The organism is Bradyrhizobium quebecense, from assembly GCF_013373795.3.
Lineage (GTDB): Bacteria > Pseudomonadota > Alphaproteobacteria > Rhizobiales > Xanthobacteraceae > Bradyrhizobium > Bradyrhizobium quebecense.
In genome coordinates, this window is record NZ_CP088022.1 from 1,339,624 (window position 1) to 1,364,633 (window position 25,010).

The window sequence follows — 25,010 nt, forward strand, 5'->3', positions numbered from 1 at the left end:
CGTGACGGCCTTCGGCAAACTGATCCGGACCACGGCGTTTCGGCTGACGCTGGTCTACCTGTTCCTGTTCGCGCTGTTTGCTGCCTCGCTGCTGGCTTATTTCGCCTGGAACACGCGGCGGCTGATCACCGAGCAGATCACGACGACCGTCAACGTCGAGATCGGCGAGATCACCGCCATCTATAACCGTCGCGGCCTGCACGGCCTGCTGACCACTATGGGCAATCGTGCGCTGCGGCCGGGCGCCAACCTCTATCTCCTGACGGCGCCGAACGGGCAGGCGCTGGCCGGCAATGTCGGCTCGCTGGCGCCTGGCGTGATGAGCGTCCAGGGCTGGAGCGAGACCGCCTATCGCCGGTTCGACGACCAGGACAAGACCGATCACCGCGCGCTGGTGCGGGTCACCGAGATGGATAACGGTTTCCGCCTCCTGGTCGGACGCGACCTCGAGGAGCGGCGGCGGCTGTTCGGCATCGTCGCCAAGGCCGCGCAATGGTCGATCCTCGTCGTTGTCGTGCTCGGCATCGGTGGCGGTATCTTCGTCGCGCGCCGCGTGCTGCGCCGGATCGACGCCATGACCGGCACCACCAAGCGCATCATGGCGGGCGATCTGTCCGGCCGGCTGCCGGTCGGCCGCAGCGGCGACGAGCTCGACCGTCTCGCGGAAAATCTCAATGTCATGCTGGAGCGCATCGAGGCGCTGATGACGGGGCTGAAGGAGGTCTCCGACAACATCGCCCATGACCTCAAGACCCCGCTGACGCGGCTGCGCAACCGCGCCGAGGAGGCGCTGGCGCGGTCGGGCTCCGAGGCCGATTATCGCGCGGCGCTGGAGCGGACGATCGAGGAGTCCGACGGCTTGATCCGCACCTTCAACGCGCTGCTGATGATCGCGCGCGCCGAGTCCGGCCAGGCGCGTGGCAACATGGACGATTTCGACGGCGCCGACGTCGCCAACGGCATCCACGAACTGTACGAGCCGCTCGCTGAGGACGACGGCATGACGCTGCAGGTGAAGACCGCGCCGGCGCCGATTCACGGCAACCGCGAATTGATCAGCCAGGCTGTCGCCAACCTGGTCGAGAACGCCATCAAATATGGCAAGCCCGGAGCGGGCGTGGAGCCGATGAAGGCCGATGCGCGGGAGATCCTGATCGAGGCCCGGCGCGAGGGTGATCAGGTCCTGCTCAGCGTCACCGACCACGGTCCCGGCATCCCCGAGGGTGACCGCAAGCACGCGGTGGAGCGCTTCGTCCGGCTCGAGGCGAGCCGCACCTTACCCGGTTCCGGTCTCGGCCTCAGCCTGGCCTCGGCGGTTGCCACGCTCCACGGCGGCGAGCTGCGGCTCGGCGATGCCCATCCGGGGCTGGTGGCCACCCTGGTGCTGCCGGCGCGGGAGGGCGGCAGTGACAGGCTTGCGGCTCAAACGCAGGATGTGCCACAGAAGGCGGCATGAATGCCGCCGCGCCGGGAAACGCGGATCGACACCTTCTGGCCGCGCGGTTCGCGGACGGACCGCGTGTCGCCGCTCCCGTATCCGCCGATCAGCGCCTGACCGACTGGTTCGCCGAGCTCGAGCCGGCGCAATCGGCTGCGCTCGCGGCGCTGCTGGAGCACCCGTTCGCTCGGGACATCCTGCGCGGCATTGCCGAGTTCTCGCCCTATCTGTTCGAGCTCGCGAGGGCTGATGCCGCGCGGCTGATCCGGATCCTGTCATGCGACCCGGAGTCGCATCTTGCGAACCTGATCGAGACGACCTCGCGCGACGTGCTCGCCGCCGGCAGCGAGGCCGACGTGATGGTTCTGCTTCGCCGCATGAAGGCGGAGGCCGCGCTGATGATCGCGCTGTGCGATATCGGCGGCGTCTGGCCGGTGATGCGGGTGACGGCGGCGCTGACCGACATTGCGGTGAATTCGGTGCAGTCGGCGCTGCGATACTTGTTTCTGCAGGAGATCGCCCGCGGCCGCATGACTGCCGTCGATCCTGAGCATCCGGAAGCAGGCTCGGGCCTGATCGTGCTTGCGATGGGCAAGATGGGCGCGGGCGAGCTGAACTATTCCAGCGACATCGACCTGATCGTGTTCTTCGATCGCACGGCCACCTCGCTCGCCGAGGATATCGAGCCGCAGCCGTTCTTCGTCCGCGTCACCCAGGCGATGGCGCGGATGCTGCAGCAGCGCTCGGGCGAGGGCTATGTGTTCCGGGTCGATCTCAGGCTGCGTCCGGACCCGGCCTCGACCCAGGTCGCGATCTCGACCGACGCGGCCTTGCATTATTACGAGCGCGAGGGGCGTACCTGGGAACGCGCCGCGATGATCAAGGCGCGGCCCTGCGCCGGCGATCCCAAGGCCGGCGAGGCGCTGATCGCGGAGCTCGCGCCGTTCGTCTGGCGCAAGCATCTGGATTTTGCCGCGCTTGCCGACGTCCACGACATGAAGCGGCAGATGCAGACCTATCGCGGCCAGAGCGAGATCTCGGTCGAGGGCCACAACGTCAAGGTCGGCCGCGGCGGCATCCGCGAGATCGAGTTCTTCGCCCAGACCCAGCAGCTGATCGCCGGCGGCCGCCATCCGGAGTTGCGGGTGCGCCCGACGCTGGAGGCGCTCAATGTCCTCGCCGACAGCAACTGGATCACCTTTGAGGCGCGCGACGAACTGACGACGGCCTACGAATTCCTGCGCCGGGTCGAGCACCGGCTGCAGATGATCGCCGACGAGCAGACCCATTCGCTGCCCGAGGAGCCGGAAGCGGTCGAGCGCTTTGCGCATTTCTTCGGCTACGAGAATCGCGAGGCCTTCGCCAGGGACCTGCTTGGCCAGTTCAAGATCGTGCAGAACCATTACGGCAAGCTGTTCGAGGGCGACGATCCGACCGGGAGCGCGAAGCTGCCGGATGTCGATTACGGGGCAGGCCCCGAAGACGGTCGCCTGATCGAGCATCTCGCCAGTCTGGGCTTCAAGAAGCCGGTCATGGTCGCCGGCACCGTGCAGCAATGGATCAAGGGTGATTATCGCGCATTGCGCGTGGAGGCGACGCGGGCGGCGTTCCTCGAATTCATTCCTGGCCTGATCGATGGGCTCGCGGATGCCGAGGAGCCTGACGATGCGGTCGCGGCGTTCGACCGTTTCCTCGGCGCGCTGCAGCGGGGTGGCCGGCTGATCTCGCTGCTGAGCCAGAACCGCGATTTCGTCGCGCTGGTGGCGCTGATCCTTGGCGCGGCGCCGCGGCTCGGTGACATGCTGGCGCGGCAGCCGCAGATCATGGACGGCCTGGTCGATCCGCGCTTCTTCGGCGCGATGCCGGACAAGAAGGAGCTGTCGGAGCGGCTTGCCGCCACGCTCCAGGATGCATCGTCCTATGAGGACTTCCTCGATCGTCTGAGGCTGTTCGGCCAGGAGAGCCTGTTCCTGATCGGCACGCGGATCCTGTCCGGCACGGTGTCGGCGCAGCACGCCAGCACGGCCTTTGCCGACGTCGCGGAAGGCATCGTGCACACCGTGCACGGTCTCGTCACCGACCAGTTCGCCGCGCAATATGGTCGGATCAAGGGGCAGGAGACCGCGATCGTCGCGATGGGCCGGCTCGGCAGCCGCGAGATGACGGCGTCCTCCGACCTCGACTTGATCCTGCTCTACGATTTCGACAGCGAGGCGCCCGACTCGGATGGCGAGCGTCCGCTGCACGGCGCGCAGTATTTTGCCCGCTTCACCCAGCGCCTGATCAGCGCCTTCACGACCCGGACCAATTACGGCGTGCTCTATGAGGTCGACATGCGGCTGCGGCCGTCGGGGCGGGCCGGCCCGGTCGCCTCGCGGATCGATTCGTTTTCCGACTACCAGGAGCGCGAAGCCTGGACCTGGGAGCACATGGCGCTGACGCGCGCGCGCGTGATCTCGTCGTCACCGCAGTTCCGCGAGAGGATCGAGGCGATCATCCGCAGCGTGCTGACCCGGCCGCGCGATGCAGTGTCGACCGCGGCCGACGTTGCCGACATGCGGCGCGCGATCGCGCTGGAGAAGGGCGAGGACGATGTCTGGGACCTCAAGCTTGCCGCCGGCGGGCTCGTCGACATCGACTTCATCGCGCAATATCTGCAGCTCGCGCACGCCTCAGCGAAGCCGGAGATCCTCAGCGTCTCGACGCTGCAGGTGCTGGAGCATGCCGCCAAGCTCGGCCTGCTCGGCCAGTCCGAGGCCGAGATCCTGCGCTCGGCGGCGCGGCTCTATCATGATTTGACGCAGATCCTGCGGCTGTGCGTCACCGGCAAGTTCAATCCGGAGACCGCAGGCGAGGATCTGCGGCGCGTGATGGCGCGGGCCGGGGACGCGCCGGACTTCTCCGCGCTGGAGGCGCGCCTGCGCGAGACGCAGAGTGAAGTGCGCCGCGTCTTCAACGCGATCGTGGGCGGGGGGTAGCAGGAAGGAAGTTGGACCCGTCATCCTGAGGAGCGCGTAGCGCGTCTCGAAGGATGCACGGCCACCAGCCGGGCCGTCGCCCTTCGAGACGGCCGCTTCGCGGCCTCCTCAGGGTGACGGTGATAGAGCAGGGCGGCTGGCTACGCCTGCTGCTTCAGCTTCTGCAGGGCATCGCGGACGTCGGGGTCGAGACCGGCGCCGCCGGCGTCGAGATGGGCGAAGATCTGCTTGCGCATCCGCGGGTCCCAGAACTTCCAGATGTGCTCGGATATGCCCTGCACCGCACGGTCGTGCCCCTGGCTGTGGAAGAACTTTCCGATCTGGTTCGCCATATAGACCAGCTTGTCAGGCGACGACGACATAGGCGGACTCCTTGCCGGGCACCGCGCCTGTGACGCGTTCCGGGTGCGTAAAGATTTCAAATCCATCGGCGCGGGCGATCGCGGCAAGCGTGATGCCGGCGGCATCCGCCATCCGTACCGCAAGCGCGGTCGGGGCCGACACGGCAGCAATCAGCGGCGCGCCGATCGCGGCGGTCTTCTGCACCATTTCGACCGAGACGCGGCTGGTCACCAGCACGATGCCATCGCTTGCGACGACCTTGTCGCGGGCCAGCGCGCCGGCGAGCTTGTCGAGCGCATTGTGACGGCCGACATCCTCGCGCAGCGCGACGATGCCGCGCGCCGCGGTCCAGAACGCGGCGGCGTGCACCGCGCGGGTCTGGTGGTTGATCTCCTGCAGCGGCGGGACCGCCGCCACCGCGGTCATGATCTCGCGCGGCGCGAAGACGCGGCCCGCGGGCACCACCGCGGCCGGCCGGACCGCCTCGCTGATGGAATCAAGCCCGCACAGGCCGCAGCCGGTCGGGCCGGCGATGTTGCGCCGCCGCTCGGCGATCCGCTCGGCCTTGTCAGGCTTGAGCCACATCCGAAGCTCGATGCCGTCGTCGAGCTCGACGATGTCGAGGGTCTCGATCTCATCGGCCGATTGCACGATACCCTCGCTCAGGCTGAATCCGACCGCGAAATCGCCGAGGTCCTCGGGCGAGCCCATCATTACGGCGTAGGTGCCGCCGTTATAGGTGAGCGCCAGCGGCGTCTCTTCCGGGATCAGGCGCGCGCCCTCGCTGAAGACGCCGTCGCGCCAGACCTTCCGTATCGCCTTGTGGACAGGTTCGCGCATCATTACTCCGCGGCTTCCACCACCGGCGCGATGCGGCGGGAGTGGCGTGCCTGCTCGTCATAGGCCTTCTGCCAATCGGACGGACCGTTCGACGGCGAGATCTGCACGGCGGTCACTTTGTACTCAGGACAGTTGGTCGCCCAGTCCGAGAAGTCGGTGGTGATGACGTTGGCCTGGGTGTCGGGGTGGTGGAACGTGGTGTAGACCACGCCCGGCGCCACGCGATCGGTGATCTCGGCGCGCAGCGTGGTCTCGCCGGCACGGCTCGCCAGCCGTACCCAGTCGCCGTCGCGCACGCCGCGCTGCTCGGCGTCGTGCGGATGGATCTCGAGCCGGTCCTCGGCGTGCCACACCACGTTCTCGGTGCGGCGGGTCTGCGCGCCGACATTGTACTGGCTGAGGATGCGGCCGGTGGTGAGCAACAGCGGGTAGCGCGGGCCGGTGCGCTCGTCGGTCGCGATATATTCGGTGATGATGAACTTGCCCTTGCCGCGCACGAAGCCGCCGATATGCATCACCGGCGTGCCTTCCGGCGCCTTCTCGTTGCAGGGCCACTGCACCGAGCCGAGCTCGTCGAGCCTGGCGTAGGAGACGCCGGTGAAGGTCGGCGTCAGCGCCGCGATCTCGTCCATGATTTCCGACGGATGGTTGTAGTGCATCTCGAAGCCCATCGCCTTGGCGAGCAGGATCGTCACTTCCCAGTCGGCATAGCCGTTGCGCGGCGTCATCACCTTGCGGACGCGCTGGATGCGGCGTTCGGCGTTGGTGAAGGTACCGTCTTTCTCGAGGAAGGTCGAGCCGGGCAGGAAGACGTGGGCGTAGTTCGCGGTCTCGTTCAGGAAGAGATCGTGGACGATGACGCATTCCATCGCCGACAGCGCCGCCACCACATGCTTGGTGTTCGGGTCGGACTGCAGGATGTCCTCGCCCTGCACGTAGAGCCCCATGAAGGTGCCCTCGATCGCGGCATCGAACATGTTGGGGATGCGCAGGCCGGGCTCGTTGTTGAGCTTGACATTCCACATCGCCTCGAACTGCTCGCGCACCGCGTCGCCGGAGATATGGCGGTAGCCCGGCAACTCGTGCGGGAACGAGCCCATGTCGCAGGAGCCCTGCACGTTGTTCTGGCCGCGCAGCGGGTTCACGCCGACGCCGGGCCGGCCGATATTGCCGGTCACCATCGCGAGGTTGGCGATCGCGATCACGGTGGTCGATCCCTGGCTGTGCTCGGTGACGCCGAGCCCGTAATAGATCGCGCCGTTGCCGCCGGTGGCATAGACCCGCGCCGCCTCGCGCAGAGCGTTCGGATCTACGCCGGTCATGATCGCAGTGGCTTCCGGGCTGTGCTTGGGATCGGCGACGAAAGCCGCCCAGTCCTGGAATTCGCTCCAGTCGCAGCGCTCGCGCACGAAAGCTTCGTCGACGAGCCCTTCGGTGACGATGACATGGGCGAGTGCGGTAAGCACCGCGACATTGGTGCCGGGCATCAGCGGCAGATGCAGCGCCTTCACATGCGGCGATTCCACCATCTCGGTGCGGCGCGGATCGATCACGATCAGCTTGGCGCCCTGGCGCAACCGCTTCTTCAGCCGCGAGGCGAACACCGGATGAGCCGAGGCCGGATTGGCGCCGATGATCAGCACGACATCAGTGTCCTCAACCGAATCGAAATCCTGCGTGCCGGCCGAGGTGCCGAAGGTCTGCGACAGACCGTAGCCGGTTGGCGAATGACAGACGCGGGCGCAGGTGTCGACATTGTTGTTGCCGAAGCCGGCGCGGATCAGCTTCTGCACCAGATAGGTCTCTTCGTTGGTGCAGCGCGATGAGGTGATGCCGCCGACCGAGTCGCGGCCGTATTTCTGCTGGATGCCCTTGAATTTCGCGGCGGCGAAATTCAACGCCTCGTCCCATGACACCTCGTGCCAGGGATCCTCGATCCGCTCGCGGATCATCGGCTTCAGGATGCGCTCCTTGTGGGTGGTGTAGCCCCAGGCGAAGCGGCCCTTGACGCAGGAATGGCCGCGGTTGGCCTTGCCGTCCTTCCACGGCACCATGCGCACCACTTCCTCGCCGCGCATCTCGGCCTTGAAGGCGCAGCCGACGCCGCAATAGGCGCAGGTGGTGACGACCGAGTGCTCGGGCTGGCCGATCTCGATCACGGATTTCTCGGTCAGCGTTGCGGTCGGGCAGGCCTGCACGCAGGCGCCGCAGGACACGCATTCGGAGCCGAGGAAGCTCTCGTTCATGCCGGGCGAGACGCGGCTGTCGAAGCCGCGGCCGGAGATCGTCAGCGCGAAGGTGCCTTGCACTTCCTCGCAGGCGCGGACGCAGCGCGAGCAGACGATGCACTTCGAGGGATCATAGGTGAAATACGGATTCGATTCGTCCTTCGGCATCCAGTTGTCGTTTTCGCAGCCGTGCGATTTGGCGAAGACGTGGTTGTCGCCTTCATAACCGTAGCGCACGTCGCGCAGGCCGACCGCGCCCGCCATGTCCTGTAATTCGCAGTCGCCGTTCGCGGCACAGGTCAGGCAGTCCAGCGGATGGTCGGAGATGTAGAGCTCCATTACACCCTTGCGTAGCTTCTTCAGCCGCTCGCTCTGGGTGTGCACGACGAGCCCCGGCATCACCGGCGTGGTGCAGGAGGCGGGCGTGCCGGCGCGGCCCTCGATCTCGACCAGGCAGAGCCGGCACGAACCGAAGGCGTCGACCATGTCGGTCGCGCAGAGCTTTGGAATCTGGGTGCCGGCCTCCATCGCCGCGCGCATGATCGAGGTGCCCTCGGGCACCGTGATCTGATTCCCGTCGATGGTCAGCGTGACCATCGCCTCGGATTTGGATTTTGGCGTGCCGAAATCGATTTCCTGGATCAGCGACATCGTGATCTCCTGTTATTCCGCGGCCTGCAGGCGGGCCGGTGCGGGACCTAAATCTCCGCCAAAATCTTCCCGGAAGTGCTTCAGTGCGCTCATCACGGGGTAGGGCGTGAAGCCGCCAAGCGCGCAGAGCGAGCCGAACTTCATGGTGTTGCAGAGGTCTTCGATCACGGCGAGGTTTTCCGTCACGCGCTCGCCATTGATGATCTTGTTGATGGTCTCGACGCCGCGGGTCGAGCCGATCCGGCACGGCGTGCACTTGCCGCAGGATTCGACCGCGCAGAACCCCATCGCGAAGCGCGCCTGCTTGACCATGTCGACGGTGTCGTCGAACACCACGATGCCGCCATGGCCGATCAGGCCGTCGCGCGCGGCGAACGCCTCATAGTCGAACGGCGTGTCGAACAGCGCGCGGGGGAAGTAGGCGCCGAGCGGCCCGCCAACCTGCACCGCGCGCACCTCGCGTCCGGTGAAGGTGCCGCCGCCGATCTCGTCGACGAGCTCGCCGAGCGTGACGCCGAACGCGGTCTCGAACAGGCCGCCATATCTGACGTTGCCGGCGAGCTGGATCGGCATCGTGCCGCGCGAGCGGCCCATGCCGAAATCGGCATAGGCCTTGGCGCCGTTGTCGAGGATGAAGGGGATCGCGGCGAACGACAGTACGTTGTTGATCACGCTCGGACGGCCGAACAGGCCCTTATGCGCGGGCAGCGGCGGCTTGGCCCGCACGATGCCGCGGCGGCCCTCGAGGCTCTCGAGCAGCGAAGTCTCCTCGCCGCAGACATAGGCGCCGGCGCCGACGCGGACCTCGAGATCGAACTCATGCTTGGTGCCGCCGATGCGCTTGCCGAGGAAGCCGGCGCGGCGGGCGGCGACGATCGCCGCGTTCATCGCCTCGACCGCATGCGGATATTCCGAGCGGATGTAGATGTAGCCTTTGGTCGCGCCTACCGTGATACCCGCGATCGTCATGCCCTCGATCACGACGAAGGGGTCGCCTTCCATGATCATGCGGTCGGCGAAGGTGCCGCTGTCGCCTTCGTCGGCATTGCAGACGATGTATTTGCGGTCGGCGCTGGCCTGCGCCACCGTCTTCCACTTGATGCCGGTGGGGAAGCCGGCGCCGCCGCGGCCGCGCAGGCCCGAGGTCGTGACGTCGGCAAGGATCTGGTCGGAGCTCAGCGTCAGCGCCCGCTCCAGGCCCTTGTAGCCGCCATGAGTGCGGTAGTCGTCGACCGAGCGCGGATCGACCACGCCGCAGCGGATGAAGGTCAGCCGGGTCTGGCGCTTCAGCCAGGGAATCTCATCCGTGACACCAAGCCGCAGGGCGTGCTGGCCGTTGCCCGCCATCGCATCGAGCAAGGATGGCACGTCCGCCGGCGTCACCGGGCCGAACGCGATACGGCCCTCGGTGGTCGAAAGCTCGACCATCGGCTCCAGCCAGCACAGCCCGCGCGAGCCGTTCCTGACAATCTCGATCGCTGCGCCACGTGCTGCTGCGGCCTGCGCGAAGGCGAGGGCGACCTCGTCGGCGCCGACAGCGACGGCCGCGGCATCGCGGGGGACGTAAATTCGCATCGTCATCGCTGTGCCTCCGCGACCAGCGCGTCGATGCGCGCTTCATCGAGCCGGCCGACCAGTCGGCCATCCAGCATCGCTGAGGGTGCGGTGGCGCAGAGCCCGAGGCAGTAGATCGGCTCAAGCGTTACGCGCTCGTCCGCCGTGGTATTCCCCATGGAAACGCCGAGCTTAGCCTCCGCGCGCGCCGCAAGCCGGTCGCCGCCGGCAGCTTGGCAGGCCTCGGCACGGCAGAGCTTGAGGACGTGGCGTCCGGCCGGTTGTTTGCGGAAGTCATGGTAGAAGGTGAACACGCCGTGCACCTCGGCGCGGGACAGATTGAGCGCCTCCGCCACCATCGGGATCGCGGGCTCCGGCACGTAGCCGAAGGCTTCCTGCAGCGCGTGCAGGATTACCAGCGTGGCGCCTTCAAGCCCGGCATGCTCGGCGATGATCTCCGCGCCGCGCGCCTTGTCCCAAGGTTCGTATCCCAACGTCATCAGCGCTTCTCACGATCAGTTTTTTGCTTTGCACATGAGAATTGGAATCCTTCGAAACATCAATAAAGCTGTCTCATGCGGCGATTGCGAAACGCGATTAATAGCGATGCCGAATGGGCCGATCCGGGATCGCAATAATGTTCTTGAATCACGGACTTCCGGGACGCTTTGGATTTCGGGATCGCACCCCGATCGTGCTACCTATGGGCACATCGGGCCGCCATTGGGGGCGCCGTTTTCCGAAGGAGTTTGAACCTTGATCGACAAGCTGGAACTTCTGCTGGCGCTGGCCAAGGAACGGCATTTCGGCCGCGCTGCGGAGGCCTGCGGGGTCACCCAGCCAACCATGTCGACCAGTCTCAAGCAGCTCGAGGAGATCCTCGGCGTCATGCTGGTGCAGCGCGGATCGCGGTTTCAGGGTTTCACGCCGGAGGGCGAACGGACGCTGGACTGGGCGCGGCGCATTGTCGGCGACACGCGGGCGATGAAGCAGGAGATCAACAGCCTCAAGGACAAGCTGTCGGGCGAGATCCGGATCGCGGCGATCCCGACGGCGCTCGGCATGGTGGCCTCGCTCACCACGCCGTACCGGGCGCGCCATCCCGATGTGCGGTTTCGCATCCAGTCCTGCACGTCCGCCGACGTGCTCGGCCTGCTCGAAAATCTCGAGGTCGATGCCGGGCTGACCTACATCGAGAACGAGCCGATCGGCAAGGTCCGCACCATCCCGCTCTACAACGAGAGCTATCGTCTGCTGACGGCGCCGGATGCGATGTTCGGCGACCGCAAGCAGGTGACGTGGAAGGAAGTCGGCACCGTGCCGCTGTGCCTGCTCACGCCCGACATGCAGAACCGCCGTATCATCGATCGCGCGCTGACCTCGGTCGGTGCGGAGGCGACGCCGTCGCTGACATCGAATTCACTGCTCGTGCTCTACACCCATGTGAAGACCGGACGCTGGGCCAGCGTGATGCCGGCCAAGCTTGCCGAGACGCTCGGCCTTGCCGATGCCGTGCGCAGCATTCCGATCGTCGATCCAGTGGTGGACTACAGCATCGGCCTGGTGATCCCGCAGCGTGATCCGATGACACCCTTGATCGCAGCCCTGGTGCAGGTCGCACGCGAGGTCGCGCCGAAGCTGGAGAGCGCGTAGCTCTCAGTAATCAGCCGCGGGTCTTCCTCCAACGATCTTATGCTCCACTATTGCCTGGCATGATGCGCCAGAAAGCAATTGCGCGTTGTCTCCTTGCCTTGAAGCAAGTCCTGGTACCCAACCCGGGGCAATCTTCTGTTGCACGCAGCAACAATGGAACTCACAGACGGTTCGGCGGTTTCATTGCGGCGTCCCGGTCAGCAAGCAGGAGCTGCTTTGAATCGTCGCCAGTTACTCCACGGATCAGCCATGTTGCCGGCACTGATGCTCTTGCCGCAGCGGGAGGCCGCAGCCGCAGGGAACACGCCGGACGCACCTTTCAACGCGTCGATGGTGAGGGAGCTTGCCCGCAATCTCGCCAGCAAGTCCTTCGAGGCGCCGGACGAGAAGTTACCGAATGGCCTGACGGACCTGAACTACGATCAGTACCGCTCGATCCGCTTCGTGCCGGAGCGCGCGTTGTGGCACGGCCAGAAACTGCCGTTCGAAGCTCAGTTCTTCCACCGCGGCTTCTTCTACAAGAACAAGGTCAAGATCTTTGAGGTCGCGGATGGCAAGGTCAGCGAGGTCAAATACAGCAAGGACATGTTTTCGTTCGGTGAGACCGTGCCTGCGTTCACCGAGACCGAGCTCGGCTTTGCCGGATTTCGGATCCACGCGCCGATCAACAAGCCGGACTATTACGACGAGGTCTGCGTCTTCCTCGGAGCGAGCTATTTCCGCGCAGTCGCCAAGGATGAGACCTATGGCCTGTCGGCGCGCGGCCTGTCGATCGATACCGGCGAGGCGAAGGGCGAGGAGTTTCCGTTCTTCAAGGCGTTCTGGCTCGAGCGTCCGGTGCCCAACGCGACCTCGCTGGTGATTCATGCCTTGCTCGACAGCAAGAGCTGCGCGGCGAGCTATCGTTTTACGATCAGGCCGGGCAAGACGACGGTGTTCGATGTCGAGGCCACGCTGTATCCGCGTGCCGATCTCGAGCATGCCGGCCTTGCGCCGATGACCAGCATGTTCTTCTTCGGGCCCAATGATCGCAACGAGGTCGATGACTTCCGGCCGTCGGTGCATGATTCCGACGGGCTTGCGATCTACAACGGCAAGGGCGAATCCCTGTGGCGTCCGCTGAGCAATCCGCGCGACCTCCAGATCAGCACGTTCCAGGACATCAATCCGCACGGCTTCGGGCTGATGCAGCGGGAGAAGAATTTCTTCGCCTATCAGGACATCGAATCGAGCTTCGAGAAGCGTCCGAGCCTGTGGGTCGAGCCGATCGGCGACTGGGGCGAGGGCGCGGTCATCCTGTTCGAGATTCCGACCAAGGAAGAGATCCACGACAACATCGCCGCATTCTGGCGGCCGAAGGCGCCGCTCAAGGCCAAGAGCGAGACCAACCTGACCTATCGACTGCATTGGGGACCTGACGCGCCGAAGCCGCATTCGCTGGCGCGCTTCACGCGCAGCGGCATCGGCGCGCATGGCGAGAACAGCAAGCTGTTCGTGCTCGACCTGTTCGGCGACAATCTGAAGGGAATCGATCCCGCCAGCATCAAGGGCGTCGTGACGGCGGAGAAGGCCGAGATCACGAACATCGTCACGCAGCCGAACCCGAATACCGGCGGGTGGCGGCTCAGCTTCCAATGCGCCGTCAAGAAGGATCCGGTCGAGCTGCGTGCCCATCTGGCGCAGGATGACAAGCCGCTCTCGGAGATCTGGGTCTATCGATGGGCGCCATAGTCACGTCGTCTCGTCCCGACGTCGCGGCAACGGCCGGTGGCTTCCTGCCGCGCGAGAGCCCGCTTGCGATGTCGGCGGCCGATCTCGGCCAGCCGCCGCGCGCGGTGAGCAAGCCGGTATCGGTCGGTGCGGGCATGTTGATGCGCCGCGCCTTCATCCTGGTGCTGACGGCGGCGCTGACCGGCGCGGGCGCCTACGAGATGTACATGGTGGTCCAGGTCGGCGGCGTGACGATCATGGAATGGATGGTGCTGGCGCTGTTCGTCGCACTGCTCGCATGGATCGCGTTCTCGTTTGCCTCGGGGCTGGCCGGCTTCTTCGTGCTGCTTCGGCGCAACGGGAATGCCTTGCCGATCCGCGACGATGGTCCGTTGCCGCGGCTCGCGAGCCGGACCGCGGTCCTGCTCCCGACCTACAACGAGAATCCGCATCAATTGATGGCGCGCCTGCGCGCGATATACGAATCCATCGAAGCGACCGGGCAGGGCGGAAGCTTCGACTGGTTCGTGCTCAGTGACACGCGCGATCCCGATATCTGGATCGCCGAGGAACAGGCGTTCCTGGCGCTCAGCGATGCCTGCGGCGGGAGGCTCTACTACCGGCATCGCGCCGACAATACGGCGCGGAAGGCCGGCAATCTCGGCGAGTGGATCACGCGGTTTGGCGGCGCCTACCGGTTCATGATCGTGCTCGACGCCGACAGCCTGATGTCGGGTGATACCATGGTGCGGATGGTTTACGCCATGGAGACCAATCCGCAGGCGGCGCTGCTGCAGACGCTGCCGGTCATCGTCAACGCGCGCAGCCTGTTCAGCCGGTTGCAGCAATTTGCCGGCCGTCTGTACGGACCGATGGTCGCCGCCGGTGTCGCGTGGTGGCACGGCTCCGAGGGCAATTACTGGGGACACAATGCCATCATACGGATCCAGGCCTTTGCCGAGCAGGCGGGCCTGCCTGAACTGTCCGGACGCAAGCCGTTCGGCGGACATATCCTGAGCCACGATTTTGTCGAGGCAGCGCTGATGCGGCGCGCCGGCTGGGGCATCTACATGGCCCCGATGCTCGGCGGCAGCTACGAGGAGGTGCCGCCGTCGCTGCTGGATTTTGCCGCCCGCGACCGCCGCTGGTGTCAGGGCAATCTGCAGCATCTCGCGGTGCTGACGACGCGCCGGCTGCACTGGATTTCGCGGCTGCATTTCATGGCGGGGATCGGCTCCTACATCACCGCGCCGATGTGGCTTGCGTTCCTGCTGCTCGGAATTCTGATCTCGTTACAGGCGCGCTTCATTCGCCCCGAGTATTTTCCGAAGGGCTTCTCGCTGTTCCCGAACTGGCCGGCGCAGGACCCGGTGCTCGCCGCCTGGGTCTTTGGCCTCACTATGGCGCTGCTGATCGTGCCGAAGCTGCTCGGCTTCATCCTGTTGCTGGCGCGCTCGGATGTCCGCCGGCAATTCGGCGGCGGCTTCCGGGCGCTGGCAGGTGTCATCGCCGAGGTGCTGATATCCGCGATGATCGCACCGGTCATGATGGTATTCCAGTCGATCGCCGTCATCGAGATCCTGCTCGGGCGGGATGCGGGCTGGCAGACGCAGCGGCGCGACGACGGCGAGGTCGAGCGACGGGAGCTCTATCGGAAATACGGCGTCCCGACCGCCTGCGGTGTCGCGATGGCGGCGAGCGCCTATGCGGTGTCACTGCCGCTGCTGCTGTGGATGTCGCCGGTGATCGTCGGTCTCTTGTTTGCAATCCCGATCGGCGCCTGGACTGCCAAGCCTGCGCTGCGTGCGTTGTTCATGACCCCGGAGGAGGTCGGGCCGCCGAGCGTGCTGGTGCGTGCCAACGAGCTGGCGTTGTCGCCCGCCCACGCCTCGGCCCCTGCGCTCGCAATGCTCCGGCAGGATTCCGACTTGCTGCATCGTCATCTCGCGTCGCTAACGCCGACGAGGCGCCGCGGTCCAGGCGAGATCGATCCTGACCTCGCGATGGCACGCGCGCGGATCGAGGCGAGCGGGAGCTTCGACGAGGCGGTCGAGCATCTCACTCCGCGCGAGACGCTTGCCGTCCTCGGCGATTCCGTCCTGCTGGAAGGCGTGCTTGCGAAGTAGGGTGGGGCCTAAGCCGCCTCTTGCAGCTTCGCCCGCAAGCTACGCGGATCGCGGGGCAGGGTGACGCGGACGACGGTGCCGACGCCGAGCCTGGAGCGCAGCTTCATCGAGCCGCCATGCAGGTTGGTGAGCGAACGGGCGATCGCAAGTCCGAGGCCCGAGCCCTGGTAGCTCTTGGTGAGCTGGCTCTCGACCTGCTCGAACGGCTTGCCGAGCCGCCGCAGCGATTCCGGCGCGATGCCGATGCCGCTGTCGGCGATCAGGAGCACGATCGAGTCATCCAGCATCTGACCGCGCACCAGCACGCGGCCGTTGTCGGGCGTGAACTTCACGGCGTTGGAGAGCAGGTTGACAATGATCTGCTTGACCGCGCGGCGGTCGGCGACGACCGAGATCGTGCTTTCGATATCCGATTCCAGCGACAGGCCCTTGTGCTCGGCGCGGCCGGAGACCACCCGCAGCGACTCGGCGAGGATGCCGGAGAGGTCGAGCGGCTCCATGTCGAACTTCATGCGGCCGGCCTCGATCTTCGACATGTCGAGAATGTCGTTGATGACCTCGAGCAGGTATTTCCCCGAGGTCAGGATGTCGTGGCAGTACTCCGCGTACTTGTCCGAGCCGAGCGTCCCGAACAGGCCGCTGCCCATGATCTCGGAGAAGCCGATGATGGCGTTGAGCGGCGTGCGCAGCTCATGGCTCATATTGGCGAGGAACTTCGACTTCGCGGCGTTGGCGTCCTCGGCGCGGGTCTTTTCCTGCGAATACTTTTCGGCGAGGTCGGCGAGCTCGACGGCCTGCCGCTCCAGCTCGGATTGCGAGCGCTGCAGGTCGATCACGGTGGCGCGCAGGCGCAGGTCGTTGTCAACCAGCTTCTGCTCGTGCGCCTTGATGCGGGTGATGTCGGTGCCGACCGAGACATAGCCGCCGTCCTTAGTGCGGCGTTCGCTGATATGCAGCCAGCTGCCGTCGTCGAGCTGCGCCTCGAAGGTGCGGGCGCCGGGCGCCGGCACGCCGCTCTCGTGCAGGCGGGTGCGCACCTCGGGCATGCTGCCGACCTCGATCACGGTCTCATAGGAGGTGCCGGGGCTCACCGCGGTATCCGGCAGCTTGTGCAGCCGCTGGAAGTGCGAGTTGCAGAGCACGAGGCGGTCCTCGGCGTCCCAGAGCACGAAGGCCTCCGGAATGGTCTCGATGGCGTCGCGCAGCCGGAGGTCGGCTTCCACCGACTTCTCGGCGAGGCTCTTCTGTTCGGTGATGTCGACGGCGATGCCGATCAAATGCAGGCCGCTGTCGGCCGCGGCGTGGCTGAGCTCGCAGCGGACGCGCAGCCAGATCCAGTGGCCGCCGACATGTCGCATGCGGAAGCTCTGGTCGATGTGATCGATCTTGCCCGAGATCAGCTGCTCGGCGATGTCGAACAGGTTGATGTCGTCGGAGTTCACCAGCGCGTTGACCTCGCCGAAGGTGAGGAGGTCGTTGCGGGTATCGAGGCCGAGCAGGGTGAACATCGACTGCGACCAGAAGATCCTGCCGCGCGACAGGTCCCAGTCCCACAATCCGCAGCGGCCGCGATTGAGCGCGGTGTCGATCCGGCCGCGCACGGCGTCGTTGATCAGGTCGCCCTCGCGGGCGCGGGTCGATTGCCAGTGGAAGGCGAAGCCGAGGATCAGCACCACGAAGCTCGTGGTCGCCGACAGCGTCACCGAGAGCGCGGCGTCCGATCCCCAGATCGGCTCGTTCATCTCCTGGATGACGACGACCTGGCCGGGCAGCGACTTGACGAGCTGCGAGATCGCCAGCGCGCCGGTGCCGCCCGGCAACGTCATGTCGCTGACCGCGCCCTGTTGGCCCGGTGCGACCAGCAGCTGCGCGGTGGAGACGATGTCGAGGACGCGGTCGTTCTCGCCGGCGCCGTCGATCGGCACGCGGGCCAGCACGCGGTGATCGGCGCCGGTGATGATGACGTGGCGGCCATCGGCGATGCCCCAGGACGGGATCAGGTCGGGCAGCAGCTCCTGCATCTGCTCGATATTGGCGAGCCGGTCGCGCCGAACCGAGGTCAGGCGGTCGAGACGCTCGGCGAGGATGTCGGAGAGCGCGGCCAGGTCGCGCTTCATCGCGCCGCGCTTCTGCCGGTTCTGGTCGATCACCTGGACGAAGGCGCCGAGGCAGATGGTGATGAGGAAGGCGATGATCAGCGTAGGGACAGCGCGGCGCAGTGCAGGCTCGGCCGTCAAGAGCCTGTGATAGGCCGGTTTCGCGATCGACTGCGCCAATCCCTTGATCGAATCGGATTGGACGCAAGCGTTCGCTGCATGCGCGCGCGCCATGCCTTAGACCCCCATCTAAGCTGATTTTTTACCATGTTCGGATGCTCCCCACGTCGCATCCGAATCATGATGATTTGAATCCAGATTTCCCGGGCTGTCGAGAGTCAACGATTCGTTAATGCGAAAAAAATCTTGTCCAAGAGAGAATCGCCGGGCGCAAAGTGAGTCCGAAACAGGAACGGCTCCGTAGAATTACGCGCGCGTCGGTTCTGCGTGACTGATCACACGCTTCACGGTGGGGAATGCGCGGCGCAGCTTGCGTTCGATCTCGTCGACGCTTTCGTGCACCTTGATCACGCTCATCGAGGGCTCGGCGCGGCAATGGAAGTTGACGATCTCGCCGGCATCGCTGTTGCGGACCCGCACATTATGGATGTCATGGATCGCGCCACCATCGGCAAAGCCGGTCAGTGCGGTCTTGATGGCTTCGACGCGGTCGGGCTCGGCGTCGGTTCCCCAAGGCAGTTCCGGCTGCAGCGGCTCGATATGGGTGTCGACCTCGACGTCCTCGCCAAAGTCCTCGCGGATCGCGCGCTCGAGTTCGTGGGCGATGTCGTGGGCGGCGTCCAGCGCCATGTCGCTGTCGACCTCGAGGTCGATGCCGACGATCAGCTTGCCGCCGATGTCGTGGACGGTGACATGGTGGATGGCGAGACCGGAATTGCGCGCGATCACCATGATGCGCTCGCGCACGCTCTCATTGTCGTGCGCCACCGGCACCGCGGTGAAGGTGAGGTCGGCGTCCCCCAACGCCTTGGTCACCGCCTGCTGCGCCCTGCGCTTGATGTCCTCGACGCGGTCGATCGGGTAGGTCCGCGGCACGGTGACAAAGGCATCGATGAAATGCGTGGCGCCGACCATGCGGACCCGCAGCCGCTCGACGTCGACCACCCCCGGCACGGCTTCAATGGCAGCGGTGGCCTTTTCCAGCGCGCCTTCGGGCGCGCGGTCGAGCAGGGTCTCGACCGTCTCCCGCGCCATGCGCAGGCCGAGCAGGGCGATCATCACGGCGACCGCGATGGCGGCTGCGGCATCGCCCCACCAGAAGCCGAGGCCGGCCAGCACGAGGCCGACGATGACGGCCGCGGATCCCATCACGTCGGAGGCGAAATGCAGCGCGTCGGCGGCCAGCGCCTGGCTCTTGGTGTCGCGCGCGGCGCGGTGCAGGGCGCGGGCGCGCCACAGATTGACCCCGATATCGAGGACGAGGACGATGAAGGGGATGGCTGAGATCGACGGCGGCGGCGCGCCCTCGCGCAGATGGCTGTAGGCCTGGACCAGGATGCCGCCGGCGAGCACATAGAGCAGGGCGATGATACCGAGCGCCGAGACGCTCTCGAACTTGCCGTGGCCGTAATGATGCTCGGCGTCGGCCGGCTGGTCCGACACCCGCACCACTGCCCAGGTGATGATGGTGGCGACCAGGTCGATCGACGAGTGCAGCGCCTCTGATATCAGCGCCAGCGATCCGATCGCGATGCCGACGACGAATTTTGCGACCGCCATGCTTCCGCTGGCAAGGATCGAGATCGCGGCGACGGAGGTCTTGGTGGAGGATGCGCTCATGGGCGGCGGTTTAGCAGGGAGTCTGTGAACATCAAGTGTCGTTCGCAACACGCAATCGCAACTCACTTGCAAGTGCATCGTTGTGTCAAACTTACGTGTTACGGCTTACTTCGTGCTCCCCCCGGCGAGACCGGGCTTGTTTGTCACCGCCCTCGCAAGACGCTTTCGTGTTCTGCGAGAGGACACCTGCCACCGGGGCGTCAAGTCCACACGACTGTATTTTGGCACTCGTTGAAACGCGCCGACACGATCAAAACGCTATCAAAATAGGCCTTTGCGCGTATTCTGCTAGCGGGCTGCTTCGGCGGTGTTCGTCAAATCTAGGGCCGGGCCCTAGGCCAACGGGAGCCAAAGCACATGACCGCCACCACCACCACCACCAAGCGCAGCAGCGTCATCCTCACCGACCGCGCCTGCCAGCGCCGCGTCACCAAGCGGACCAAGGTCTACGACCGCAAATGTCCGGGCCTCTACGCCTCCATCATCCCGGCAGGCACCGCGACCTTCAATTTCAAATTCACCGACAAGCAGACCGGCAAGCAGCGCTCCACCGTGCTGGGCACCTATAACCCGGAGACCTTCACGGTCGATCACGCCCGCAGCAAGGTCTATGCGCTGAAGGGCCTCGGCTCGGTGGCTCTGGTCGAGCAACTGCGCCAGACCAAGACGGAGCAGGAGGCGCGCAGCAAGACCGTTGCCGAGATCGTCGAGGAGCGAATCGAGTGGATGAAGACCAAGGTGCTCAAGCGGGATGGCGAGATGCGGCCCCGGATCGAGAGCTGGGAGGGCGTCGCCCGCCATCTCCGGAACTTCATCGTCCCGCGCCTCGGCAAGAAACTGGCCTGCGACGTCACCAAGCACGACATTGCGACGCTCTCCAACGACATCGTGGCAGGCAAGCACGGCGGCAAGGCGTCGGTAGCCAACGCCCGCCATATGCGCCGGGCGGCCTCCGGCCTGTTCAACTGGGCGGCGGAGGCGGGCCGCGACTACGTCAGCGCCAGCCCCTGCATCAACCTGCCGAAGCTCGACGATGAGTTTCCGCGCACGCGGGTGCTCTCGGCGGACGAGGTGCGAATTTTCTGGCATGGCCTCGACCGCAGCGACCTGCCGTGGGATTGCCGGACCTGCTTCGCGCTCAAGTTTGCACTGGCGACGATGCTGCGCTCGGGCGAACTGCTGCCGATCCACCGCGACGAGATCAACACCAGTGAGGGCACCGTGGATATCCCGGCCAACCGGGTCAAGAAGCGGAGGATCATCAACCAGCCGCTGTCCGACCTCGCGCGGGAGATCATCACGGAGGCGATGGGCAATTACGACTATGCCTTCACCGGCCGGTTCGGCAACGCACCGCTGGCGCGGCAGGCGATGTCGAACGCGCTGAAGGGCACCAAGCGCAGCAACGGCAAGACCAAGACGCCCGGCATCTGCGAACTGCTCGGCCTCAAGCCGTTCACGCCGCACGATCTGCGCCGCACGGCGGCGACGATGTGCGGCAACCTCGGCCTGTCGGAAGCTGGCATCTCGCTCTGCCTCGACCATCAGGCGAGCAAGGACGAGCACGGCAAGCTGCTGCCAGCGGTCACGAACCGGGTCTACAATCTGGCGACGCGCGCTCGGGTGACCAAGAAGCGCGAAGTGCTCGACCCATGGGCAATCGAGCTGCGGCGGATCGTCAGCGAGCCGGCGACGGAAGGGCAGCGGCTGGCGGCGTGATGTTCCTGTCCGCTCCTCAATGCCACCAGCGCTGCCGAAGGGGTGATCTGAGGCTACCGGGCCGCGTGGGGATAATTGTCCCCGCGAACTCGCGCCCGGCCATGGTCTACAATGGCCGCTCAAAAGTGATTCGCGAGGCGAGACATCATGTCCAAACGCACCAAGTTTATCGGCAGTAGCACAATTGCCGCTGTCCTCGTTGCGACATGGCCGTCTGCAGCCGTCTCGCCCTGTGACTCCACAAGCCGCCAGATTTGCGGCTTGGAACCACACGAGTTGGCACATGGTCCCGAACATGAGCAGCCTGAACCGTTGCACGCTCAGCGCTCTGTCTCCACAGTGACCGCGTCATCGTCATCCAACTGGTTTGGCTTTGCTGAATCGGGCGATGCAGCCGGTTTCAACCAAAGGCCGTTCTACGGGATGCCGCCCGTTACGTAACGCGCGGCAGCAAATTCGAGATCGCCAGCGAAGTCTTGGCCTTTGCAATCCTGACTTTGGTTTCCAACGCCAGCGACGGCCAGAGCGCTAGCAAGCGGTCGAGACGTTCGGTCAAGATCGCGATGTCTGCCGCTTTCGCCTTCATTCTGCATTGATGGTGTGGATGGCTTCGCGCAGCAGCACGAAGTCGGCACTCTTGTCGAGCGCGGCGCGCCTCTCGCGAAACCGCGCCTGCCGTTCGGCATTGGTCAGTGCTCTCTTGGCCATCGTGGTGCCGTTACCGTAACGCCTATGGCAGCACGACCAGTTTAAGGCTTCTCGAAAGTCGAGAACTGAACCTTCACAAACCGACGCTTGAAATCCGCCTCTGCCAGCACCTTGGCTTCAGCGGGAGTATGCACGCCGGTTGCGACGATGCGAATGTCCTTATCGTCGGCCGCGTCGGTGTTGCATTCGCATTGGGGATCGTCGCGCCGCAGCTTCACGAAGCGAACCGTGTAGCCGGTGAACGTCTGCTTTCGCTTGACGATCTCAGTTTCGGTGTCGATCTCGTAGACGCCTGTTTCGATAGGTGCTCGAAGCCTGTCACCAAAACGCACGGAGTCCACCACCCAAAGCAGTTTATCCATGGCTCGTCCTCCGCTACATGACGTTGTGGCGCGGCAGCGGGATAAGCAAGCGATCCAGCTCGCGGGTGTGCTGCGGGCAGAGCACGGCATCGCGCAGCATGTCGCTCTGCGGGACCGCGTCCCAGAGGTTGGTGAGAGGAACCTCCCGCGCCCAGAACATCAGCAAAAAGGTCCAGCCTTTCGGCAGATAATCCTGACCCTCCTGACCGACCCTGCACGTTTCCCTGCAGCCACGCCACGCACACACCGAGTCCAGCTTTTCGAATTCGGAGATCGGCATCATTCGACGTTCAACAGCCATTGCACTTCCTCGTTTTTAATTTCGACGGAATCACAGACGCTACAAACGCCAGCCACAAGGCCAGCGCCGCGATGATGGTGGTTGTTGTGAGCATCACCCCATGGCTGCTCTCCTCTGTTCACGCGCACAGTTGCCCCTGCTCTCAATCAGAGCAGGCGTCGGCGCGATTGTTGTTTTCAGTTAGAAGCAGGGGTCGGGATGCTTCGTTGACGATGCTAACGCCGACCGAATGGGGTTGTCCACGCCGAACAATCGGCAGCGTTGCTCACCTAAACCAACCTATGATCGAATTGAAAATCCAACTCGCGTAACTTAGAGCATCGACGCCACGATCTTGATCAACATCGTGATGAACGCCGCCGACGAAATGGCGAACACCAGCGCGGCGAACTGGTCGGCGAGATCGTTCATGCCGAGATCGCCTTGTCGAGCGCGACGCGCAGCTCGAATGTGCTCTCTGCCCGTTTGCGAGCTGATGCTGCTCGCTCGGCGTCGTCATCCACGCAGGCGCTGCGCCGCAGTTGATAGTGTCGCTGATAGCTAGCTGGCGTACTCATAAATCGGGGATGTCCGCTTCCGAGAGCGGAGCGGACGCCTGCCCCCACGGCAGGGATGTCGCCTGGTGACCCAATCCGGACTTAGCGGCACGCTGCCCGACGCACACGTGCCGTAGGGCCGGACGCCATTCGTTCTTGATCCAAATCAACGAGCGGAACGGTAATGGTTCCAGCGTTCACAGCATGAAATGGGACGGGATAACGATAGCCAGTTGCGCCACAATAGCATTTTCCGTGCTGATCCTAATTATGATCTTTATGATGTAGTCGGGCGCTCCCCTGCAAAGAGGAATAGTGAGCAATTTTGCTCAGACGAGAGCCAAGCCGCGTGCTGATTTAGCAAGCACCGGAGGATTGCGCTATGCCTGAGATTTTTTTCCGTATCGGCATTGTCGTGCTGGGACTTTGCCCGGTCGCCCTTTCTGCATTTGCTATGTTCATGTGACCACCTGGCCCGCCCCGCTCCAAACGGGCTGGTAGATGGCCCCAGCAACTGCCTTACCCCTACACACGCCCCCAAGGTTGCTGGGGCCACTCTCAGCAAGAGGCCGCCTCTCGGTTTCCAGCCCGAGACCTGCGCGGATTGCTTATTGACCTAGATCAACACTCCGCCGGTCTATCGGATTGCCTAATAACGTGGTCGACAAATAGGCACACAGACCAGACAGCTTTTGCCGTTCACACAGTGTGACAACAGGGAGTGGGTGCAATGAGAGCTTTTTCAATTGTCGGACTGCTGTTTGCAGCAGTGGTGTTGGCGACGGTTCCGGTCTCGCCGCAGGTGACACCGCGCGGCGTGGAGTTAAGCGTTGATCAAGCGCAGGCCTACACGTACCGGCGCGCCCGCGTGACTGCGCGTCGTGTCGACCGTCGCGTGTACCGCCATACGCGTCGCGCCGTGCGGCGCGGTGTCTATTAACAGAGCGCGATGGGCGCGCCTCGATCACTCGCCCGCGCCGACGAGGTGATTGAGTAAATCACTGCGGTTCGTGCATGTCGTTTGCTGCAGCGCATGAGTCTGTTGTTGGCCCCATGGCGGACATTCGCCGAGACATCGTCGATGTCTGCTTTTGGGGGCAACGCGGACCAGCCGCACGCGGTCTTCAATGCCACCAGCGCTGTTGGAGCTTCTTGAGCAACTGCCGCAAGTCGTCAATATACTCCTCGATGTTGGCCCGCGCCTCGTCCATCTGCCACACCCGGCGCTTGCGCTTTGGCTTTGGCGCAGGCTTCGTTTTCGGCGGAGGTGGTGGTTCGTCGTCGCGCATCATAGGTAAATCATCTCGCGACGAGATGAGGGGCCGTTGATGTGAATCAACAAGTTGAAGATGCGGATGGTTCTTGCTGCGCCGCTCACTACACGGGAGGGCCGCCCGGTCCGTATTGGCGAGGCCTGTGAATAGCCGGGCGCGTGGGCAATCGAGCTACCACGCGGATCGTCGGGGCGGCCGATGCTGAGATGCGGACGGCGGCGTCATGTGGAAGCGGCGCTGTCCTATATTTCATGCCGCGCTTAGCAATAAGCCTTGCGTCGCGTCAGCAATGGGAGGCTAGTGCTGGTATCAGCGCGCCACGCTATGGAGAGCGCCATGCAAAACTACATAAACCACGAAAACATCAGGCGGTATCACAAACTCATCGCGGTCAGCGAAAGTAACCAGTGTCGCAACGAAGCGCGCCATGAAACGTTGTTGCGACTGCTGGCCGAAGAAAGAGCTAAGGACGTTGGGCCGGGTGGCTCGACGGAAGAATGACGCATCGGTGCGTGGAGTTCTCCATGGCGGACTTCATCTTCGAGGCGAACATCGCCCACTACACAAAGCTTCTGACCGCAGAAACCGACGTCGGAAAGATAGCTATGATCCACAAGTTGATCGTGGAGGAGCGCGCCAAGCTAGCCGAGTGGCACGCTAAAAACCCAAGACCAAAAGCGGCAGAGTAAATGCC

The 25,010-nt window shown here is 64.7% G+C and carries 20 protein-coding genes; 8 read left to right on the forward strand and 12 right to left on the reverse strand.

Features of this window, described 5'->3' with window-relative positions:
* Nucleotide 1: 1 nt before the first annotated feature.
* Together HU230_RS06230 and HU230_RS06235 are read left to right on the forward strand one after the other, a co-directional pair.
* Nucleotides 2-1,456, forward strand: a complete 1,455-nt coding sequence (locus HU230_RS06230) for a sensor histidine kinase (RefSeq protein ID WP_176532455.1) — start codon at nucleotides 2-4, stop codon at nucleotides 1,454-1,456.
* Complete coding sequence (locus HU230_RS06235; protein WP_176532454.1) at nucleotides 1,453-4,416, forward strand: bifunctional [glutamine synthetase] adenylyltransferase/[glutamine synthetase]-adenylyl-L-tyrosine phosphorylase; 2,964 nt, start codon at nucleotides 1,453-1,455, stop codon at nucleotides 4,414-4,416. Before HU230_RS06230 ends, HU230_RS06235 begins: the two co-directional genes overlap by 4 nt.
* Nucleotides 4,417-4,556: 140 nt before the next feature.
* Here the strand turns inward: HU230_RS06235 and HU230_RS06240 are convergent, their stop codons facing one another.
* The 5 genes from HU230_RS06240 to HU230_RS06260 are packed head-to-tail and all read right to left on the reverse strand — an operon-like array spanning nucleotide 4,557 to nucleotide 10,531.
* Nucleotides 4,557-4,778, reverse strand: a complete 222-nt coding sequence (locus HU230_RS06240) for a formate dehydrogenase subunit delta (RefSeq protein WP_176532453.1) — start codon at nucleotides 4,776-4,778, stop codon at nucleotides 4,557-4,559.
* Nucleotides 4,762-5,598: a formate dehydrogenase accessory sulfurtransferase FdhD gene (fdhD, locus tag HU230_RS06245; protein ID WP_176532452.1), complete on the reverse strand. Its 837-nt coding sequence runs from the start codon at nucleotides 5,596-5,598 to the stop codon at nucleotides 4,762-4,764. Before fdhD ends, HU230_RS06240 begins: the two co-directional genes overlap by 17 nt.
* 2 nt (nucleotides 5,599-5,600) lie before the next feature.
* Nucleotides 5,601-8,477, reverse strand: a complete 2,877-nt coding sequence (gene fdhF, locus HU230_RS06250) for a formate dehydrogenase subunit alpha (protein ID WP_176532451.1) — start codon at nucleotides 8,475-8,477, stop codon at nucleotides 5,601-5,603.
* Between the two features lie 12 nt (nucleotides 8,478-8,489).
* A complete protein-coding gene (locus tag HU230_RS06255) occupies nucleotides 8,490-10,058 on the reverse strand; it encodes an NADH-ubiquinone oxidoreductase-F iron-sulfur binding region domain-containing protein (protein ID WP_176532450.1) in 1,569 nt (522 codons plus the stop codon).
* Complete coding sequence (locus tag HU230_RS06260) at nucleotides 10,055-10,531, reverse strand: formate dehydrogenase subunit gamma (RefSeq protein WP_176532449.1); 477 nt, start codon at nucleotides 10,529-10,531, stop codon at nucleotides 10,055-10,057. Before HU230_RS06260 ends, HU230_RS06255 begins: the two co-directional genes overlap by 4 nt.
* Nucleotides 10,532-10,787: 256 nt before the next feature.
* Between HU230_RS06260 and HU230_RS06265 the strand changes: the two genes are divergently transcribed.
* The 3 genes from HU230_RS06265 (at nucleotide 10,788) to mdoH (ending at nucleotide 15,520) form a co-directional block, all read left to right on the forward strand.
* The gene (locus HU230_RS06265) at nucleotides 10,788-11,684 is read left to right on the forward strand and encodes a LysR family transcriptional regulator (protein WP_176532448.1); all 897 of its coding nucleotides are present in this window, start codon (nucleotides 10,788-10,790) and stop codon (nucleotides 11,682-11,684) included.
* 249 nt (nucleotides 11,685-11,933) lie between these two features.
* Nucleotides 11,934-13,415, forward strand: coding sequence for a glucan biosynthesis protein G (locus HU230_RS06270; protein ID WP_420840846.1), 1,482 nt, complete (start codon nucleotides 11,934-11,936; stop codon nucleotides 13,413-13,415).
* Nucleotides 13,403-15,520, forward strand: coding sequence for a glucans biosynthesis glucosyltransferase MdoH (gene mdoH, locus HU230_RS06275; RefSeq protein WP_176532446.1), 2,118 nt, complete (start codon nucleotides 13,403-13,405; stop codon nucleotides 15,518-15,520). Before HU230_RS06270 ends, mdoH begins: the two co-directional genes overlap by 13 nt.
* An 8-nt stretch (nucleotides 15,521-15,528) precedes the next feature.
* Here the strand turns inward: mdoH and HU230_RS06280 are convergent, their stop codons facing one another.
* Together HU230_RS06280 and HU230_RS06285 are read right to left on the reverse strand one after the other, a co-directional pair.
* Nucleotides 15,529-17,850 (reverse strand): sensor histidine kinase, encoded by a 2,322-nt coding sequence (locus tag HU230_RS06280; protein WP_176532445.1) that lies wholly within the window; start codon nucleotides 17,848-17,850, stop codon nucleotides 15,529-15,531.
* Between the two features lie 192 nt (nucleotides 17,851-18,042).
* Complete coding sequence (locus HU230_RS06285) at nucleotides 18,043-19,416, reverse strand: cation-efflux pump (RefSeq protein ID WP_176532444.1); 1,374 nt, start codon at nucleotides 19,414-19,416, stop codon at nucleotides 18,043-18,045.
* 357 nt (nucleotides 19,417-19,773) lie between these two features.
* Between HU230_RS06285 and HU230_RS06290 the strand changes: the two genes are divergently transcribed.
* Nucleotides 19,774-21,135 (forward strand): tyrosine-type recombinase/integrase, encoded by a 1,362-nt coding sequence (locus HU230_RS06290; protein ID WP_176532443.1) that lies wholly within the window; start codon nucleotides 19,774-19,776, stop codon nucleotides 21,133-21,135.
* Between the two features lie 433 nt (nucleotides 21,136-21,568).
* Here the strand turns inward: HU230_RS06290 and HU230_RS06295 are convergent, their stop codons facing one another.
* The 5 genes from HU230_RS06295 to HU230_RS06310 form a co-directional block, all read right to left on the reverse strand.
* On the reverse strand, nucleotides 21,569-21,721 hold the full coding sequence (locus tag HU230_RS06295; RefSeq protein ID WP_224943060.1) for a hypothetical protein: 153 nt from the start codon (nucleotides 21,719-21,721) through the stop codon (nucleotides 21,569-21,571).
* Nucleotides 21,718-21,843: a hypothetical protein gene (locus HU230_RS43590; protein ID WP_275949082.1), complete on the reverse strand. Its 126-nt coding sequence runs from the start codon at nucleotides 21,841-21,843 to the stop codon at nucleotides 21,718-21,720. The genes HU230_RS06295 and HU230_RS43590 overlap by 4 nt, the downstream gene beginning before the upstream one ends.
* A 41-nt stretch (nucleotides 21,844-21,884) precedes the next feature.
* Entirely contained in the window at nucleotides 21,885-22,205 is a 321-nt protein-coding gene (locus tag HU230_RS06300; protein WP_176532442.1) for a hypothetical protein, read from the reverse strand.
* A 13-nt stretch (nucleotides 22,206-22,218) separates the two neighbouring features.
* Nucleotides 22,219-22,506: a hypothetical protein gene (locus HU230_RS06305; protein ID WP_176532441.1), complete on the reverse strand. Its 288-nt coding sequence runs from the start codon at nucleotides 22,504-22,506 to the stop codon at nucleotides 22,219-22,221.
* 1,660 nt (nucleotides 22,507-24,166) lie between these two features.
* The gene (locus HU230_RS06310; RefSeq protein ID WP_176532440.1) at nucleotides 24,167-24,331 is read right to left on the reverse strand and encodes a hypothetical protein; all 165 of its coding nucleotides are present in this window, start codon (nucleotides 24,329-24,331) and stop codon (nucleotides 24,167-24,169) included.
* 321 nt (nucleotides 24,332-24,652) lie between these two features.
* On the opposite strand from HU230_RS06310, the gene HU230_RS06315 reads away from it, so the two are divergent.
* On the forward strand, nucleotides 24,653-24,817 hold the full coding sequence (locus tag HU230_RS06315; RefSeq protein ID WP_176532439.1) for a hypothetical protein: 165 nt from the start codon (nucleotides 24,653-24,655) through the stop codon (nucleotides 24,815-24,817).
* A 23-nt stretch (nucleotides 24,818-24,840) separates the two neighbouring features.
* Nucleotides 24,841-25,005: a hypothetical protein gene (locus HU230_RS06320; protein WP_176532438.1), complete on the forward strand. Its 165-nt coding sequence runs from the start codon at nucleotides 24,841-24,843 to the stop codon at nucleotides 25,003-25,005.
* The last annotated feature ends 5 nt before the right edge of the window (nucleotides 25,006-25,010 follow it).

Bases quoted from the DNA above. Each gene is read 5' to 3' on its own strand.
- HU230_RS06235 (WP_176532454.1), top strand. From the start codon at position 1,453: ATGAATGCCGCCGCGCCGGGAAACGCGGATCGACACCTTCTGGCCGCG.
- HU230_RS06240 (WP_176532453.1), bottom strand. From the start codon at position 4,778: ATGTCGTCGTCGCCTGACAAGCTGGTCTATATGGCGAACCAGATCGGA.
- fdhD (WP_176532452.1), bottom strand. From the start codon at position 5,598: ATGCGCGAACCTGTCCACAAGGCGATACGGAAGGTCTGGCGCGACGGC.
- fdhF (WP_176532451.1), bottom strand. From the start codon at position 8,477: ATGTCGCTGATCCAGGAAATCGATTTCGGCACGCCAAAATCCAAATCC.
- HU230_RS06255 (WP_176532450.1), bottom strand. From the start codon at position 10,058: ATGACGATGCGAATTTACGTCCCCCGCGATGCCGCGGCCGTCGCTGTC.
- HU230_RS06260 (WP_176532449.1), bottom strand. From the start codon at position 10,531: ATGACGTTGGGATACGAACCTTGGGACAAGGCGCGCGGCGCGGAGATC.
- HU230_RS06270 (WP_420840846.1), top strand. From the start codon at position 11,934: ATGTTGCCGGCACTGATGCTCTTGCCGCAGCGGGAGGCCGCAGCCGCA.
- mdoH (WP_176532446.1), top strand. From the start codon at position 13,403: ATGGGCGCCATAGTCACGTCGTCTCGTCCCGACGTCGCGGCAACGGCC.
- HU230_RS06280 (WP_176532445.1), bottom strand. From the start codon at position 17,850: ATGGCGCGCGCGCATGCAGCGAACGCTTGCGTCCAATCCGATTCGATC.
- HU230_RS06285 (WP_176532444.1), bottom strand. From the start codon at position 19,416: ATGAGCGCATCCTCCACCAAGACCTCCGTCGCCGCGATCTCGATCCTT.
- HU230_RS06290 (WP_176532443.1), top strand. From the start codon at position 19,774: ATGACCGCCACCACCACCACCACCAAGCGCAGCAGCGTCATCCTCACC.
- HU230_RS06295 (WP_224943060.1), bottom strand. From the start codon at position 21,721: ATGAAGGCGAAAGCGGCAGACATCGCGATCTTGACCGAACGTCTCGAC.
- HU230_RS43590 (WP_275949082.1), bottom strand. From the start codon at position 21,843: ATGGCCAAGAGAGCACTGACCAATGCCGAACGGCAGGCGCGGTTTCGC.
- HU230_RS06300 (WP_176532442.1), bottom strand. From the start codon at position 22,205: ATGGATAAACTGCTTTGGGTGGTGGACTCCGTGCGTTTTGGTGACAGG.
- HU230_RS06305 (WP_176532441.1), bottom strand. From the start codon at position 22,506: ATGGCTGTTGAACGTCGAATGATGCCGATCTCCGAATTCGAAAAGCTG.
- HU230_RS06310 (WP_176532440.1), bottom strand. From the start codon at position 24,331: ATGCGCGACGACGAACCACCACCTCCGCCGAAAACGAAGCCTGCGCCA.
- HU230_RS06315 (WP_176532439.1), top strand. From the start codon at position 24,653: ATGCAAAACTACATAAACCACGAAAACATCAGGCGGTATCACAAACTC.
- HU230_RS06320 (WP_176532438.1), top strand. From the start codon at position 24,841: ATGGCGGACTTCATCTTCGAGGCGAACATCGCCCACTACACAAAGCTT.